Source organism: Pseudomonas sp. 102515, assembly GCF_031085165.1.
Lineage (GTDB): Bacteria > Pseudomonadota > Gammaproteobacteria > Pseudomonadales > Pseudomonadaceae > Chryseomonas.
In genome coordinates this window covers 918,089-932,503 of the sequence record NZ_JAVHTY010000001.1, presented here as the reverse complement: position 1 = coordinate 932,503, position 14,415 = coordinate 918,089, and the positions used below count along the sequence as shown (strand labels likewise).

Genomic DNA, 14,415 nt, shown 5'->3' with positions numbered 1-14,415 from the left:
ACGCCTTCCGGTTGTAAGATAATCACTCTCATTTTCAAAGAAGCGCTTCCTGGCAGCAAGTCGTTCCGGTCAAACCACCGGTACGCCTGCTGGGAAGGGCAGGAGATCATCGCCAGGCGGCCTTCCGTCCAGTGGGTCTTTGTCTTTTATTTCAAGGGTTTGCGGATAACCGGGAATATCGTTCGGTCCCTAACGAATTGACTTTCCGGGCTCCGGTACGTTAGCTTCTGCTTATTGATAAGCATTATCATTCGTGTAGAGGTTCATCGAAATGACGAGCAAGAGGGCCGAGAGGGTCGGGGAAGTAGGTGCCGATCGTCGGGAACAGGCGGCGTTCCTGTTCCAGTCGGGTGATCGCGTCCTGCAGGGGCGGGGCATCTGTGCCCGGGTCGAAACACCGGCCAGCGGCGGTGCGCACCGGGACAGCCTGTTCCTGCACGCCGTGGAAGAGGCCTTCGCCCGTGCCCGCCAGGCTGGCATCGCCGAGCCGGTGATCATGGGCGCCATTCCCTTCGATACCACCAGGCCCTCCTGCCTCTATGTCCCCCGGGAGCATGCCTGGATGGCCCGCCCGGCGCCGGTCAGCAGCGCGCCGGTCGCCCCGGCCCAGGTGCGCGAGGTGCGCAACCTGCCCAGTGCGGACGGCTTCTGCCTGGCGGTGGAGGAGGCCATCGAGGCTTTCCGCCGCGGCGAGCTGAGCAAGGCGGTGCTGTCGCGTATCCAGGAGATCCACCTGGCCGAACCCGCCGACGTGGAGGCCATCCTCGCCAACCTGGCGCGGCAGAATCCCACCGGCTATCAATTCCGCATCCCCACCGCCGAGGGCGGCGAGCTGGTCGGGGTCAGCCCCGAGTTGCTGGTGCGCAAGCAGGGCGCCCAGGTCCATACCAATCCGCTGGCGGGTTCGGCCAAGCGTCGCGCCGATCCGCGGGAAGATCAGCGCGTCGCTCGCGAGCTGCTGGAGTCCAGCAAGGATCACTACGAGCACCGCCTGGTGATCGAGGACATCCGCCAGCAGCTGGCGCCGCTGTGCAGCCGGCTGGACGTTCCCGAAGGGCCCTCGCTGCTCAGCACCAACGCCATGTGGCACCTGTCCACCGCCATCGACGGCGAACTGGCCGACAGCCGCACCTCGGCGCTGCAGCTCGCCTGCCGCCTGCACCCGACCCCGGCGGTCTGCGGCTTTCCGACGGCGGCGGCGCGTCAGTTGATCCAGCGCATCGAGCCCTTCGATCGCGGCCTGTTCACCGGCATGGTCGGCTGGTGCGATACCCAGGGCAACGGCGAGTGGGTCGTCACCATCCGCTGCGGCACGGTGCAGGGCGAGTGGCTGCGGCTGTTCGCCGGCGCCGGCATCGTCGAAGCCTCGGATCCGGCGGCGGAGTGGGCCGAGGTCACCGCCAAACTGGGCACCATGCGTGCCGCCTGTGGTTTGCTCGACGAGGAGAACCCCACGTGAGTCTGGAATTCACCCCCTGGCCGGACGACCTGGCGGCCCGCTATCGCGCCCTGGGTTACTGGCCCGATCTGCCGATGACCGAGATCCTGGCGCGCAGCCGCGCGGCCCTGCCGGACGCGCCGGCGATCCTCTGTGGCGAGCGCCAACTGAGCTATGCCGAGCTGGACGAACGCTCCAGTCGCCTGGCCGCCCACCTGCAGGCCGCCGGGCTGCGCCGTCACGACACCGCCCTGGTGCAGCTGCCCAACGTGGCCGAGTTCTATGTGGTGTTCTTCGCCCTGCTCAAGGCCGGCATCGCCCCGGTCAACGCCTTGTTCAGTCACCAGAAGCTGGAGCTGCTCGCCTATGCGCAGCAGATCCAGCCCCGGCTGCTGATCGCCTCCAGCGAGCACAACCTGTTCCGCGACGACAACTTCCTCGCCGAATTGCGCGAGGTGGCGCCGGGCCTCGGCGAGGTGCTGCTGGATGGCGCCGACGACGCGCGCAGTCTGCAGCAGCGCCTGGATACCCCGCTGGATGGCTACCAGCTGACGCCCACCGCCGGTGGCCAGGTGGCCTTCTTCCAGCTCTCCGGTGGCAGCACCGGTACGCCCAAGCTGATCCCGCGCACCCACAACGACTACTACTACAGCCTCAGACGCAGCGTCGAGATCTGCCGCCTGACCCCAGCGACGCGCTTTCTCTGCGCCCTGCCGGCGGGCCACAACTACACCCTCAGCTCGCCCGGCGCCCTGGGCGTCTTCATCGCCGGCGGCTGCGTGGTCATGGCCCGCGATCCCGAACCGCTGCGCTGCTTCGCGCTGATCGAACGCCATCAGGTGGACTGGGTGGCCCTGGTACCACCGGCGGTGGCGCTCTGGCTGCAGGCCGCGACCGCCCCCGAGCAGCGCGCGCGCCTCGCCAGCCTGCGCGTGGTGCAGGTGGGCGGTGCCAGCTTCGCCGAGGCCCAGGCCCGCCGCGTGCCCGTGGAACTGGGCTGCCAGCTGCAGCAGGTGTTCGGCATGGCCGAGGGCCTGGTCAACTACACCCGCCTGGACGACGAGCCCGAGCGCATCTTCACCACCCAGGGCCGCCCGATGAGTCCGGATGACGAGGTGCGCATCACCGACGAAGACGGCAACCCGGTGCCCGACGGCGAGCCCGGCCTGCTGTCTACCCGCGGTCCCTACACCTTCCGCGGCTACTACCGCAGCCCCGAGCACAACGCCCAGGTGTTCGATGCCGAGGGATTCTACTTCTCCGGCGACGTGGTCCAGCGCGATGCCGCCGGCTATCTCAAGGTGGTCGGGCGGGTGAAGGACCAGATCAACCGTGGCGGCGAGAAGATCGCCGCCGCCGAGATCGAGGGCCTCCTGCTGCGCCATCCCGGCATCACCCACGCGGCCCTGGTGGCCATCGCCGACGAGCTGATGGGCGAGAAGAGCTGCGCCTGCCTGGTGGTGAGCGATCCAGCACTCAAGCCGGTGGCGCTGCGCCGCTACCTGCGCGAGCAGGGCGTGGCCGAGTACAAGCTCCCCGACCGTTTCCAGTTCCTTGACCAGCTGCCGCTCACCGCCGTCGGCAAGATCGACAAGCGGCGCCTGCGCGAGCAGCTGCAGACCCCTTCCACCGAGCGTCTCTAAGGTTTCCCATGGCTATTCCCCGTCTTGCTTCCTATCCCTTGCCCCGGCCCGACGGCTTTCCCGCCAACAAGGTCGACTGGACACCCGCGGCCGACCGCGCCGTGCTGCTGATCCATGACATGCAGCGCTATTTCGTCGAGTTCTATGGCGACAACAGCCCGCTGATCGACCAGGTGGTGGCCAATATCGCCGCGCTGCGCGCCTGGGCCGATGCCCAGGGCGTGCCGGTGGTCTATACCGCCCAGCCCACCGACCAGCCGCCGGCCGACCGCGCCCTGCTCAATGACATGTGGGGGCCGGGCCTGACCCAGGCCGATCCCGCGCTGCAGCAGGTGGTGGACGCGCTGGCGCCCGAGGACGGCGACGTGGTGCTGACCAAGTGGCGCTACAGTGCCTTCCATCGTTCCAACCTGCAGGACCTGATGACCGAGTGGCGGCGCGACCAGCTGATCGTCTGCGGCGTCTATGCCCACATCGGTTGCCTGACCACCTGCACCGATGCCTTCATGAGGGACATCCAGGCGTTCCTGATCGGCGACGCCGTGGCCGACTTCAGCGAGGAAGAGCACCGCATGGCGCTGCGCTACGTGGCCACTCGCTGCGGCAGCACCCTGAGCACCACCCAGGTCACCGGCGGCGCGGTAGCCCTGGACGAAGCCTGGTTGCGCGCCCAGGTCCAGCCGCTGCTGGACGCCGACGACGAAGAGCCGGCGCTGGACGACAATCTCACCGACTTCGGCCTGGACTCGGTGCAGGTCATGACCCTGGTGGGCGAGTGGCAGAAGCGCGGCCTGCCCGTGACCTTCGCCGATCTCGCCGCCCGGCCGACCCTGCAGGGCTGGCTGGATCTGCTGCGCGCGCGCGCCTGAGGAATCTGCTGATGACGCAACTGGATTTCACCGGCAAGCGCGTCTGGGTGACCGGCGCGGGGCAGGGCATCGGCCTGCAGGTGGCGCGCCGCTTCCAGGCGGCGGGCGCCGAGGTGGTCGGTCTCGACCGGCGGTTCGCCGAGAGCAGCTATCCCTTTCGCATCCAGCTGCTGGATGTCGCCGATGCGGCCCAGGTGGAGGACGTCTGCCAGGCGCTGCTGGCGGAAGAACGCCGTCTGGACGTATTGGTCAACGGCGCCGGCGTGCTGCGCCTGGGCACCAGCGACAGCCTGAGCCTGGACGACTGGCAGGCGCTCTTGGACGTCAACGTCTCCGGCCCCTTCTACCTGTTCCGCCAACTGGTGCCGCTGTTCAAGGCCCAGGGCCAGGGCGCCATCGTCAACATCGCCTCCAACGCCGCCCATGTGCCGCGCCTGCAGATGGCCGGCTACTGCACCTCCAAGGCGGCGCTGGTGTCCCTCAGCCATTGCGTGGCCCTGGAACTGGCCGGGTCGGGGGTGCGCTGCAACGTCGTCTCGCCGGGCTCCACGGCGACCCCCATGCTGGCCGGCATGCTCGGCTCGCCCGAGGGTTATCAGCGCCTGGTAGACGGCCTGCCGGAGGATTTCAAGCTGGGCATCCCGCTGCGCAAGATCGCCCAGCCCGACGAGATCGCCAATACCGTGCTGTTCCTCGCCTCGGACCTGGCCAGCCATATCACCATGCAGGACATCGTGGTGGACGGCGGCGCGACCCTGGCGGCGTGAGACGGGGTTCGTAGGTTGGGCTGAGCGCCAGCGAAGCCCAACAGGACTACGCGAATGCGGCTGCGATGTTGGGCTTCGGCGATGGAGCCGCCTCAGCCCAACCTACCCGGTGACGCCCAGGTGCGAGGCTCAACGGAGCATTCGCCTGAAACGAATCGCGGCCATGGGCCGCTCCTACAGGTCGAGCCCAGTCTGTAGGAGCGGCCGCATCGGCGGACCGCCATGGCCGCGATTCGGACCGGCCAGAAAGCTTAGCCCGCCACCAGCACCCGAATCGCTTCCAGGCGCAGCGAGGCCTTGTCCAGGTAGGTCAGGCCTTCTTCGCGCTGCTGGCGCAGGCGATCGATCTCGTCCTGGCGGACGCTGGAGTTGACCGCGCGTAGGGCTTCCAGGCGGGCGATCTCCTCGTCCATGCCCGAGAGATACGCCTGGCGTGCCTTGGCCACGCGTTCCTCGTGGCGCGGCATGGCCTTGCCTTCGCCGCCGCCGATCAGCTTGGCCAGGGAGTCGCGCTGGGCCTGGACGAACTTGTTGGCGCTGGTGCGCGGTACGCTTTCCAGTTGATCGTTGAGGGTCTCGAAGGCCACCCGGGCGGCCAGGTCGTTGCCGTTGGCGTCCAGCAGGCAGCGAATCGCCAGCGGCGGCAGGTAGCGACCCAGTTGCAGGGCGCGCGGCGCCACCGCCTCGCTGATGTAGATCAATTCCAGCAGCACGGTGCCCGGCTTGAGCGCCTTGTTCTTGATCAGCGCCACGGCGGTGTTGCCCATGGAGCCGGACATCACCAGGTCCATGCCGCCCTGGGCCATGGGGTGCTCCCAGGTCAGGAATTGCATGTCCTCGCGGACCAGGGCCACGTTGCGGTCGTAGGTGATGGTCACGCCTTCGTCGTCGCCGAGGGGGAAGCCGGCATCGAGCATCTTCTCGCTGGGCTTGAGGATCAGGGCGTTGTCGGAGTGGTCTTCGCTGTCGATGCCGAAGGCGTTGAACAACTCTTCCATGTACATCGGCAGGGCGAACTGGTCGTCCTGCTCGAGGATGTCCTCGACCAGTTGCTCGCCGGCGCCGGCGCCGGAGGAGTTGAGTTCCAGCAGGCGGTCACGGCCGTTGTGCAACTCGGTTTCCAGCGTGGCGCGAGCCTCGGCGCCTTGTTCCAGCAGGGTCTGCCAGGCGGCATCGTCACCGCCGGCCAGCTGCTCGTCGAGCTCGCTGGCGAAGCGCGCCTGGAGGGCGCTGCCGGTGGGCGAGGTGGCCAGGAAGGCATTCAGCGCCTGGTGGTACCACTGGAACTGGCGTTCCTGGCGGCTGCCTTCGAGATAGGGCACGTGCAGCTGGATGGTGTGGCGCTGGCCGATCCGGTCGAGACGACCGATGCGCTGCTCCAGCAGGTCCGGGTGGGCCGGCAGGTCGAACAGCACCAGGTGGTGGGCGAACTGGAAGTTGCGGCCTTCACTGCCGATCTCGGAGCAGATCAGCACCTGGGCGCCGAATTCCTCGTCGGCGAAGTAGGCGGCGGCGCGATCGCGTTCGAGGATGCTCATGCCCTCGTGGAACACCGTGGTCGGAATGCCGGACTTCAGCCGCAAGGCATCTTCCAGGTCCAGGGCGGTCTCCATGCGCGCACAGATGACCAGCACCTTGTGCGGCTTGATCGCCTTGAGGGTGTCGATCAGCCACTCGACGCGGCCGTCGTGGCGCCACCAGCGGTCGTTGTCGTCTTCCGGGGCGAATTCGGTTTCCGGTTGCAGCGACTGGCCGGGCATGACGCCTTCGTCCAGATAGGCGTCCGGGAAGGGCAGGGCGTGGGCGTGCAGCTCGCGCTCGGGAAAGCCCTTGACCGCGGCGCGGGTGTTGCGGAACAGCACCCGGCCGGTGCCGTGGCGATCCAGCAGTTCGCGTACCAGGCGCGCGCGGGCCTCGGCGTCGCCGGCTGCGGCGGCGGCCAGCAGGGTCTCGCCTTCCTGGCCGAGGAAGCCACCGATGGCGTCCTGGGCGGCCGGGCTCAGGGCGCCGGCATCGAGCAGTTCCTGTACCGCTTCGGCCACCGGGCGGTAGTGCTGGGACTCCTGCTGGAAGGCGGCGAAGTCATGGAAGCGGCTGGGGTCGAGCAGGCGCAGACGGGCGAAGTGGCTGTCCTGGCCCAGTTGCTCGGGGGTCGCGGTGAGCAGCAACACGCCGGGAATGACCTCGCCGAGTTGCTCGACCAGGCTGTATTCGCGGCTGGCGCCCTCGGGGTGCCAGACCAGATGGTGGGCTTCGTCGACCACCAGCAGGTCCCAGCCGGCGGCGAAGGCGGCATCCTGGGCCTTTTCGTCGCGTACCAGCCAGTCCAGGGAGACCAGGGCGAGCTGGGCATCCTCGAAGGGATTGCCGTCTTCGCTGGCCATGAAGCGTTCGGCGTCGAACAGCGCGACTTCCAGGTTGAAGCGGCGACGCATCTCCACCAGCCACTGGTGCTGGAGATTTTCCGGCACCAGGATCAGCACGCGGCTGGCACGACCGCTGAGCAGCTGGCGATGGATCACCAGGCCGGCCTCGATGGTCTTGCCCAGGCCCACTTCGTCGGCCAGCAGGACGCGCGGTGCGACCCGGTCGGCCACGCTACGGGCGATGTGCAGCTGGTGCGGGATCGGCTGGGCGCGGACGCCGCCCAGGCCCCAGAGGCTGGACTGCAGCAGGCGGTTGCGATGCTCGTGGGTGTGGTAGCGCAGGCCGAACCAGGGCAGGGGATCGATCTGCCCGGCGAACAGGCGGTCGCTGGCCAGGCGGAACTGGATGAAGTTCGACAGCTGGGCCTCGGGCACGCTGCGTGCCTCGCGCTCGGCGGTGAAGCCGTGATAGGTCAGCAGGCCATCCTCTTCGGAGACCTCGCGCACGGTGAGCTTCCAGCCCTCGAAATGGGTCACCTCATCGCCCGGGGCGAAGCGCACCCGGGTCAGCGGGGCGTTGCGCTGGGCATACTGGCGGGTCTCACCGGTGGCTGGATAGAGCACCGTGAGCAGGCGGCCGTCCAGGGCCAGGATGGTTCCCAGGCCCAGTTCGGCCTCACTGTCACTGATCCAGCGTTGTCCCGGTTGATGCGACGCCATGTGGAAGCTTCTCCCCAGCTATCAAAAAGCCGGCTATTTTAGCGAAAGCGGAGTCAGAAGCCTAACGTGCTCTTTGCCGCAGTCCGCGAATTCGAGGTCCCCGTCATGATCCCTGTCATTCCGCCGCCCGGCGTGACCCCGCCAAACCAGCTGGATCCCGCTCCGGTGCGTCCAGCCATCGCTCCCATAGCGCCCGTGCAAGCGGCGGCCGAGACCGCGCACGCGCCCCTGGAAGACGAGGCCACCCTGGATCGCGAGGCGCGTCGCCGCCGCCGGCAGCGCGAAGCCCTGCGCCAGGGGCTCGGCGCCGAGCGCGCCCAGGCCCTGGAAGAGCCGGAGCAGGTGGGTGTCCAGGTGGATCTGCGGGTCTAGCCATGGTCGAGCGCCTGGAACTGGACGATGCCGAGCTGGCGTTCCATTCCCACTGGTTACCGACGGACACGGCCGATGCCTGGCTGCAGCAGCTGGATGGCGAGACGCCCTGGAGCCAGCCGCGGGTGCGGGTGTTCGGCCGTTGGCACCCGGTGCCGCGGCAGGTGGCGTGGTATGCCGATCCCGGGGTCGTCTACGGCTATGCTGGCCTTGACCACGCCGCCTTGCCCTGGACACCCTTGCTGCAGGAGATACGCGAGGACGTCGAGGCGGCCTGCGGCCAGGGCTTCAACGGCGTACTGCTCAATCGCTATCGCGACGGCCAGGACTCCATGGGCTGGCACAGCGACGATGAGGCCAGTCTTGGCGCCAATCCGCTGATCGCCTCGCTCAATCTCGGGGCCGCGCGGCGTTTCGACTTTCGCCGCAAGGGCACCAGCCGCATCGGCCATTCCCTGGAACTGGGTCACGGCAGCCTGCTGGTCATGGCCGGCGCGACCCAGCATCATTGGCAGCACCAGATCGCCAAGACCCGCAAAGCCAGCGGGTTGCGGCTGAATCTCACCTTTCGCCGGATAGCCACATGAGCGACGACAGCAATCTCATCGACTTCACCACCGAGCGCGGCAAGCGTATCCACGACCTCAAGGAGCGCCGCCTGCAGGAGGTGCGCTCGGCCTTCGAACAGGCGTTGCCGCTGACCAAGGCCAGGAAGAAAAAGCGCAAGCCGAAGAAGAAATAGCGGTGCTACCGTTCGTCGGGTTTCGCCCTTGAAATTCGGTGGAGAATTCCTATCTAGGTTCGTGCGGGATGCCGAAGTCGGGTCCCGCAGGCAATACCGAAACTTGCTGAACCTATCAGGAGATTCACCATGAGCAACGTACTGTCCCTGGCCCCGCTGTTCCGTCATTCCGTCGGCTTCGACCGGTTCAACGACCTGTTCGAATCCGCGCTGCGCAACGACGCTGGCAGCTCCTATCCGCCCTACAACGTCGAGAAGCACGGTGACGACCAGTATCGCATCGTGATCGCCGCCGCCGGTCTCCAGGAAGATGACCTGGAGATCGAAGTCGAGCGTGGCGTGCTCACCGTCAAGGGTGGCCGGCGCGAGAACAGCGCCGAGAGCGTGACCTTCCTGCATCAGGGCATCGCCCAGCGCGCCTTCAAGCTGTCCTTCCGCCTCGCCGACCATATCGAGGTGAAGGGTGCCGATCTCAAGCACGGCCTGCTGAGCATCGAGCTGGTGCGGGTGATCCCGGAAGAAGCCAAGCCCAAGCGCATCGCCATCGCCGGCCAGCGCCCGGCCCTGGACAACTGATCGTCCAGGTGTCCTGCCCAAGAGCCCCAGCCCGTGCTGGGGCTTTTTCGTTTCCGGCTTCTGCGCTAGCGGCCGTGGCCGAAGACCTCCAGCAACACCCCGCGCAACCAGCGATTGCCGGCATCCTGGTGATAGCGCGCGTGCCAGTGCTGCCTCACCGCGAAGCCCTCGATCGGCACCGGGCACTCATGGACCTTGAGACCGTAGGTGGCCGCCAGGGTGGTGCCGATGTGCCGCGGCAGGGTGACGATGAGGTCGGAGCTGCCCACCACCGCGCCAACGCCGAGAAAGCCGGGTAGTTCCAGCACGATCCGGCGCTGCACCTCGGCGCGCAGCAGACCCGCTTCCAGCAGCTTCTGCCCGGTTCCGGCGCTGACCAGGACATGGCCCTCCTCGGCATAGGCCGTCGCCGTCAACCGCTCGCCGAGGCGCGGATGGCGGGCGCTGACCAGGCAGACCCAGTCCTGGGGGAAGAGCAACTGCTGATAGAGGCTGCCACCCAGCCAGGGAATGAAGCCGACTGCCAGGTCGGCTTCGCCGATCTCCAGCGCCTGTTCGGTATTGCCATCGATCCGCGCGACCTCCAGGCGTACGCCGGGCGCCACCTCGCGCAGGTGCGCCAGTATCTGTGGCAATAGGGTGATGTGGCTGGCATCGCTCAGGCAGAGGCGAAACAGCCGCTGGGCGGTGACGGGCTCGAAGGCGACCTCCCAGGCGACCAGGCGGCGCAGGGATTCAAGGACTTCGCGACAGGGCGTGATCAGGGCTTCGGCCTGGGGCGTGGGCTTCATGCCGCCCGGGGTGCGCACGAACAGCGGGTCACGCAGCTGGCGGCGCAGCTTGCCGAGCCAGAGGCTGATGGTGGGCTGGCTCTGGCCCAGTTGCTCGGCGGCGCGGGTGACGCTGCCGGTGCGATAGAGCACCTCGAACAACATCAGCAGCTTGGGTTCGGGCAGGCCGTCCGTGGGGAGCATTATCAGCTTTCCTGATAGGCGGATTGAGGTCTTTGTATAGCTCAATAGGATCCCCAGGCCTAGGGTAGGGCGCTAATCAGGAGCCTCTGCCATGAAAATCTGCATCCTCGGGGCCGGTGCCCTGGGCAGCACCTTTGGTGCCTGGCTGAGCGAAGCCGGGCATGACACCTGGCTGCTCAACCGGCCCAATGCCCATCTCGACGCGGTCGTTCGTGACGGCCTGGAAATCGAGACCGCCGCTGGCAGTCGTCGGGTCCAGGTGCGAGCGGCGGTCAGCGCCGAGACGGTCGGGGTAGTGGATCTGGTGGTGGTGCTGGTCAAGTCCTTCGCCACCACCGCGGCCATGAGCCATGCCCAGGCGCTGGTCGGTCCGCACACCCTGGTGCTGTCGCTGCAGAACGGCCTCGGCCACGAAGAGCTGCTGGCCGAGATCGTCGGCCAGGAGCGGGTGATCGCCGGCAAGACCTATGTCGGTGGCGTGCTGCTCGGCCCGGGGCGGATCCGCAGCGGGGTGGCGGGCAAGCGCACGATCATCGGCGAGCTCGACGGCCAGCGCTCGGCGCGCGTCCAGGCCGTTGCCGCCGTCTTCGAGGACGCGGGACTGGCTACCACGGTCAGCGGCAACATCCGCGGCACCCTCTGGGACAAGCTGCTGGTCAACGTCGCCACCGGTGCCCTGACCGGCATCACCCAGCTCACCTATGGCCAGCTCTACAGCGAACCGCTGCTGCGCGACACCGCGCTGCAGGCGGTGGGCGAGGCCATCGCAGTGGCTCGCGTCGCCGGGGTCGAGCTGGGCCTGCGCGAGCCGCAGGCTGCCTGGGAGCTGGCACGCGAAGGGTTGCCGACGTCTTTCAAGACTTCCCTGCTGCAGAGCCTGCAGAAGGGCTCCATCACCGAAATCGACTTCATCAACGGCGCGGTGGTGCGGCTCGGCCAGCAGTACCGCGTGCCCACGCCGGTCAACGCCACCCTGGTCGCCTGCATCAAGGGTATCGAGCGCGCCCTGGCCGACCGACAACGAGAGGACGCCACACCATGAGCATTCCCAAGGCCTATCTGGAACACGTCGCCATCTGGGTGAAGGACATCCACTGGCATATCCGCTTCTTCCACGAGGTGTTCGGCATGACCCTGCGCGAGGTGCAGGGCACGGTCGAACAGCCCAGTCAGTACTGGACGCTGGGCGGGATGCAATTCATGAGCAAGCCGGACTTCGAAGGCGCCGAGGGGCGCCTGGGTCATCTGGGGCTGATGTGCGAGGACCTGGACGCCGCCCTGGCCTCCGCCCACCGTTTCGCGGGCGTGGAGCAACTGCCCCAGGGCCACAACTGGCTGCGCCTGCCCGATGGCCTGGCGCTGGAGTTCATCCAGGCGGTGCCGGCCCGCGCCGTGCACGACGTCCTGGCCGTCAACGCCCGCCAAGCCGAGTGACAGCGACCATGACCCTACCAGAAAAATATTTCGAGGATGCCCGCGAGGGCGACGAGGCGATCACCCCGAGCTACCAGGTCACCCAGGAACGCATCCTGGCCTACGCCGACCTGACCGGTGACCACACCCCGGTCCACGTCGACGAGGCCTATGCCAATGCCAGCCACTTCGGTGGCCTGGTCGCCCATGGCCTGATGGGGCTGTCCATCGCCGACGGCCTCAAGACCCAGTGCGACTACCGCTTCCTGCCGGGGATGTCACTGGGCTGGACCTGGGATTTCCTGCTGCCGATCCGCGTCGGCGACGAATTGCACGTCAGGGTACGCGTGGGGTCCATGAGACCCAGCAAGAGCAAGCCGGGCTGGGGCATCGTGGTGCTGCCCTCGGAGCTGATCAACCAGAAGGGCGAGGTCGTCCAGCGCGGCGAGCACCGGCTGATGGTGCCGCGACGGGAGGGCGTCGTATGAGCCAGCCACTGCCGCTGCAAGGCCTGAGGGTCATCGACTACAGCCACTTCCTCGCCGGCCCCTATGTGGGGCGCTGCCTGGCGGCCTTGGGCGCCGAGGTCATCAAGGTGGAGCGCCCTGGCAGCGGCGATGCCGGCCGCCAGCACGCCTTCGTCTTGGATGATCAGCAGAGCGGCTACTTCCTGCAACTCAACATGGGCAAGCAGGGCGTCAGCGTCAACATGAAGGACCCGCGCGGCAAGGCCTTCATGCAGCAGCTCTGCGACAGCGCCGATGTCTTCATCGAGAACTACCGGCCCGGCGCCCTGGACCGGCTCGGCCTGGGTTACGCGGAGCTTTCGGCGCGCAATCCACGACTGGTGTATTGCTCGATTTCCGCCTACGGCCACACTGGACCCGACGCCCATCGCGCCGGCTTCGGGCTGATCGCCGAGGCCAAGAGCGGCATCATGCAGATGGTTGGCACGCCGGGCGAGGCGCCGCCGCTGCTGCGCATCTCCCTGGGCGACATGTACACCGGTGCCCATGCGGTGGCCGCCATCAACGCCGCGCTGCTGGGCCGGGTCACCAGCGGGCGCGGCCAGCACATCGACATGGCGCTGTACGACACCCTGGTATCGATGCACGAGTACGCGGTGCAGTGCTATACCCTGTCCGGCGGCGAGATCCTGCCGCAGCAGACCGGCCACGACATGCCCACCTCGACCCTCTATGGCGTGTTCCGCGCCCAGGACGGCGATCTGGTGATCGCCGCCCAGGTGGACGAATCCTGGAAGCGTTTCGCCCTGCTGGTGGAACGTGACGCGGGCCAGCCCGGCTTCGGCAGCGACCTGCGCTTCCACACCTCCACCGGCCGCAATGCCCATCGCGCAGCCATCCTGCCCATCGTCAAGGCCTGGGTGGCGGCCAATCCGGTCGCGCGGCTGCTGGCGCTGCTCGATGAGATCGACGTGCCCTGCGCCAAGGTGCAGCGCATCGACGAGGTGATCGAGGATCCGCAGATCAAGGCGCGCGGCATGATCCAAGAGCAGCAGCACCCGCGCTTCGGCACCCTGCGCCTGCCCAATCTGCCCTTCCGCTTTTCCGACTGCGACACCACCATCCAGCAGGTGGCGCCGGACCTCGGTGAGCACAACGCTGCCGTCGCCCGGAGCCTGGGCTACAGCGCGGACGAGATCGCCCGGCTGCAGGCCGATGGCGTGCTGTTCAGCCAGGAGCCTTCTGCATGACCGACCAATACGCGGTGATCGGCCGCCCGATCAACCACACCAAGTCGCCGCTGATCCATGGCCTGTTCGCCGCCACCACCGGGCAAGATCTGGAATACGGCGCCATCGAGGGTTCGCTGGAGGATTTCGCCGGTGACGTGGCGCGCTTTCGCGCCCAGGGTGGGCGAGGCATGAATGTCACGGCGCCCTTCAAGTTGCAGGCCTACCAGCTGGCCACCGAATCCAGCGAGCGGGCGTGCCTGGCCAGGGCGGCCAATGCGCTGAAGTTCGAGGGTGGGCGGGTGCTGGCGGAGAACTTCGATGGCATCGGCCTGCTGCGTGACATCGAGGTCAATCTCGGTCAGCTTCTCGCCGGCAAGCGGGTGCTGCTGCTGGGCGCCGGTGGCGCGGTGCGCGGTGCCCTGTTGCCCTTTCTCGCGGCGGGACCGACGGAGTTGGTGATGGCCAATCGCGATGGGCGGAAGGCGGCTGAGCTAGCCCAGGAGATCGGGCACCCGCTGCTTAACGTAAAGGGCTATGCAGCGCTGGAGCGAGAGACCTTCGACCTGGTGATCAACGCTACCTCGGCCAGTCTGGTCGGCGAACTGCCGCCTGTACCGGCCGGGATCTTCACCCAGGCGGCGCTGGCCTATGAACTGGCCTATGGCAAGGGGCTGACCCCCTTCCTTCGCCTGGCCCGCGAACAAGGCGTGGCACAGCTGGCGGACGGCGTGGGCATGCTGGTGGAACAGGCCGCCGAAGCCTTCGCCTGGTGGCGCGGCGTGCGCCCCGAGACCCGGCCGGTCATCGACCAGCTGACCCTTCCCCTGACCTGAGCG

15 protein-coding genes are annotated in these 14,415 nt (G+C 67.6%); 13 read left to right on the top strand and 2 right to left on the bottom strand.

Annotated elements, in window-relative coordinates:
- Positions 1–271 precede the first annotated feature (271 nt).
- Genes RCF34_RS04215 through dhbA form a run of 4 tightly spaced genes read left to right on the top strand, consistent with a single transcriptional unit; the run spans position 272 to position 4,717 of the window.
- Positions 272–1,459 carry an isochorismate synthase gene (locus tag RCF34_RS04215; RefSeq protein ID WP_308707045.1) on the top strand — a complete coding sequence of 396 codons (1,188 nt, stop codon included), beginning with the start codon at positions 272–274 and terminating at the stop codon, positions 1,457–1,459.
- Positions 1,456–3,081 carry a (2,3-dihydroxybenzoyl)adenylate synthase gene (locus RCF34_RS04210; protein ID WP_308707044.1) on the top strand — a complete coding sequence of 542 codons (1,626 nt, stop codon included), beginning with the start codon at positions 1,456–1,458 and terminating at the stop codon, positions 3,079–3,081. The genes RCF34_RS04215 and RCF34_RS04210 overlap by 4 nt, the downstream gene beginning before the upstream one ends.
- Positions 3,082–3,089: 8 nt before the next feature.
- Positions 3,090–3,950 carry an isochorismatase family protein gene (locus RCF34_RS04205; RefSeq protein WP_308707043.1) on the top strand — a complete coding sequence of 287 codons (861 nt, stop codon included), beginning with the start codon at positions 3,090–3,092 and terminating at the stop codon, positions 3,948–3,950.
- A gap of 11 nt (positions 3,951–3,961) precedes the next feature.
- Positions 3,962–4,717, top strand: coding sequence for a 2,3-dihydro-2,3-dihydroxybenzoate dehydrogenase (gene dhbA / locus RCF34_RS04200; protein ID WP_374941139.1), 756 nt, complete (start codon positions 3,962–3,964; stop codon positions 4,715–4,717).
- Between the two features lie 251 nt (positions 4,718–4,968).
- Here the strand turns inward: dhbA and rapA are convergent, their stop codons facing one another.
- Positions 4,969–7,803, bottom strand: a complete 2,835-nt coding sequence (gene rapA, locus RCF34_RS04195; RefSeq protein WP_308707042.1) for an RNA polymerase-associated protein RapA — start codon at positions 7,801–7,803, stop codon at positions 4,969–4,971.
- 105 nt (positions 7,804–7,908) lie between these two features.
- Here rapA and RCF34_RS04190 point away from each other — a divergent pair, with 105 nt between their 5' ends.
- The 4 genes from RCF34_RS04190 (at position 7,909) to RCF34_RS04175 (ending at position 9,493) form a co-directional block, all read left to right on the top strand.
- Positions 7,909–8,175: an aspartate-semialdehyde dehydrogenase gene (locus RCF34_RS04190; protein ID WP_273805913.1), complete on the top strand. Its 267-nt coding sequence runs from the start codon at positions 7,909–7,911 to the stop codon at positions 8,173–8,175.
- 2 nt (positions 8,176–8,177) lie between these two features.
- Positions 8,178–8,762, top strand: coding sequence for an alpha-ketoglutarate-dependent dioxygenase AlkB (locus RCF34_RS04185; protein WP_308707041.1), 585 nt, complete (start codon positions 8,178–8,180; stop codon positions 8,760–8,762).
- Entirely contained in the window at positions 8,759–8,917 is a 159-nt protein-coding gene (locus RCF34_RS04180) for a hypothetical protein (protein ID WP_308707040.1), read from the top strand. Before RCF34_RS04185 ends, RCF34_RS04180 begins: the two co-directional genes overlap by 4 nt.
- Before the next feature lie 129 nt (positions 8,918–9,046).
- The gene (locus RCF34_RS04175) at positions 9,047–9,493 is read left to right on the top strand and encodes an Hsp20 family protein (protein WP_007160292.1); all 447 of its coding nucleotides are present in this window, start codon (positions 9,047–9,049) and stop codon (positions 9,491–9,493) included.
- A 65-nt stretch (positions 9,494–9,558) separates the two neighbouring features.
- On the opposite strand, the gene RCF34_RS04170 is transcribed toward RCF34_RS04175, so the two are convergent.
- A complete protein-coding gene (locus RCF34_RS04170) occupies positions 9,559–10,467 on the bottom strand; it encodes a LysR family transcriptional regulator (protein ID WP_308707039.1) in 909 nt (302 codons plus the stop codon).
- 91 nt (positions 10,468–10,558) lie between these two features.
- Between RCF34_RS04170 and RCF34_RS04165 the strand changes: the two genes are divergently transcribed.
- The 5 genes from RCF34_RS04165 to aroE are packed head-to-tail and all read left to right on the top strand — an operon-like array spanning position 10,559 to position 14,412.
- Positions 10,559–11,509 (top strand): ketopantoate reductase family protein, encoded by a 951-nt coding sequence (locus RCF34_RS04165; RefSeq protein WP_308707038.1) that lies wholly within the window; start codon positions 10,559–10,561, stop codon positions 11,507–11,509.
- The gene (locus RCF34_RS04160) at positions 11,506–11,901 is read left to right on the top strand and encodes a VOC family protein (protein WP_308707037.1); all 396 of its coding nucleotides are present in this window, start codon (positions 11,506–11,508) and stop codon (positions 11,899–11,901) included. Before RCF34_RS04165 ends, RCF34_RS04160 begins: the two co-directional genes overlap by 4 nt.
- 8 nt (positions 11,902–11,909) lie before the next feature.
- The gene (locus tag RCF34_RS04155) at positions 11,910–12,368 is read left to right on the top strand and encodes a MaoC family dehydratase (RefSeq protein WP_308707036.1); all 459 of its coding nucleotides are present in this window, start codon (positions 11,910–11,912) and stop codon (positions 12,366–12,368) included.
- A complete protein-coding gene (locus tag RCF34_RS04150; RefSeq protein ID WP_308707035.1) occupies positions 12,365–13,597 on the top strand; it encodes a CaiB/BaiF CoA-transferase family protein in 1,233 nt (410 codons plus the stop codon). Before RCF34_RS04155 ends, RCF34_RS04150 begins: the two co-directional genes overlap by 4 nt.
- Positions 13,594–14,412 (top strand): shikimate dehydrogenase, encoded by an 819-nt coding sequence (aroE, locus tag RCF34_RS04145; protein ID WP_308707034.1) that lies wholly within the window; start codon positions 13,594–13,596, stop codon positions 14,410–14,412. The genes RCF34_RS04150 and aroE overlap by 4 nt, the downstream gene beginning before the upstream one ends.
- Positions 14,413–14,415 lie beyond the last annotated feature (3 nt).

Bases quoted from the DNA above. Each gene is read 5' to 3' on its own strand.
- RCF34_RS04185 (WP_308707041.1), top strand. From the start codon at position 8,178: ATGGTCGAGCGCCTGGAACTGGACGATGCCGAGCTGGCGTTCCATTCC.
- rapA (WP_308707042.1), bottom strand. From the start codon at position 7,803: ATGGCGTCGCATCAACCGGGACAACGCTGGATCAGTGACAGTGAGGCC.
- RCF34_RS04165 (WP_308707038.1), top strand. From the start codon at position 10,559: ATGAAAATCTGCATCCTCGGGGCCGGTGCCCTGGGCAGCACCTTTGGT.
- RCF34_RS04215 (WP_308707045.1), top strand. From the start codon at position 272: ATGACGAGCAAGAGGGCCGAGAGGGTCGGGGAAGTAGGTGCCGATCGT.
- RCF34_RS04205 (WP_308707043.1), top strand. From the start codon at position 3,090: ATGGCTATTCCCCGTCTTGCTTCCTATCCCTTGCCCCGGCCCGACGGC.
- RCF34_RS04155 (WP_308707036.1), top strand. From the start codon at position 11,910: ATGACCCTACCAGAAAAATATTTCGAGGATGCCCGCGAGGGCGACGAG.
- RCF34_RS04160 (WP_308707037.1), top strand. From the start codon at position 11,506: ATGAGCATTCCCAAGGCCTATCTGGAACACGTCGCCATCTGGGTGAAG.
- RCF34_RS04150 (WP_308707035.1), top strand. From the start codon at position 12,365: ATGAGCCAGCCACTGCCGCTGCAAGGCCTGAGGGTCATCGACTACAGC.
- dhbA (WP_374941139.1), top strand. From the start codon at position 3,962: ATGACGCAACTGGATTTCACCGGCAAGCGCGTCTGGGTGACCGGCGCG.
- aroE (WP_308707034.1), top strand. From the start codon at position 13,594: ATGACCGACCAATACGCGGTGATCGGCCGCCCGATCAACCACACCAAG.
- RCF34_RS04170 (WP_308707039.1), bottom strand. From the start codon at position 10,467: ATGCTCCCCACGGACGGCCTGCCCGAACCCAAGCTGCTGATGTTGTTC.
- RCF34_RS04175 (WP_007160292.1), top strand. From the start codon at position 9,047: ATGAGCAACGTACTGTCCCTGGCCCCGCTGTTCCGTCATTCCGTCGGC.
- RCF34_RS04180 (WP_308707040.1), top strand. From the start codon at position 8,759: ATGAGCGACGACAGCAATCTCATCGACTTCACCACCGAGCGCGGCAAG.
- RCF34_RS04190 (WP_273805913.1), top strand. From the start codon at position 7,909: ATGATCCCTGTCATTCCGCCGCCCGGCGTGACCCCGCCAAACCAGCTG.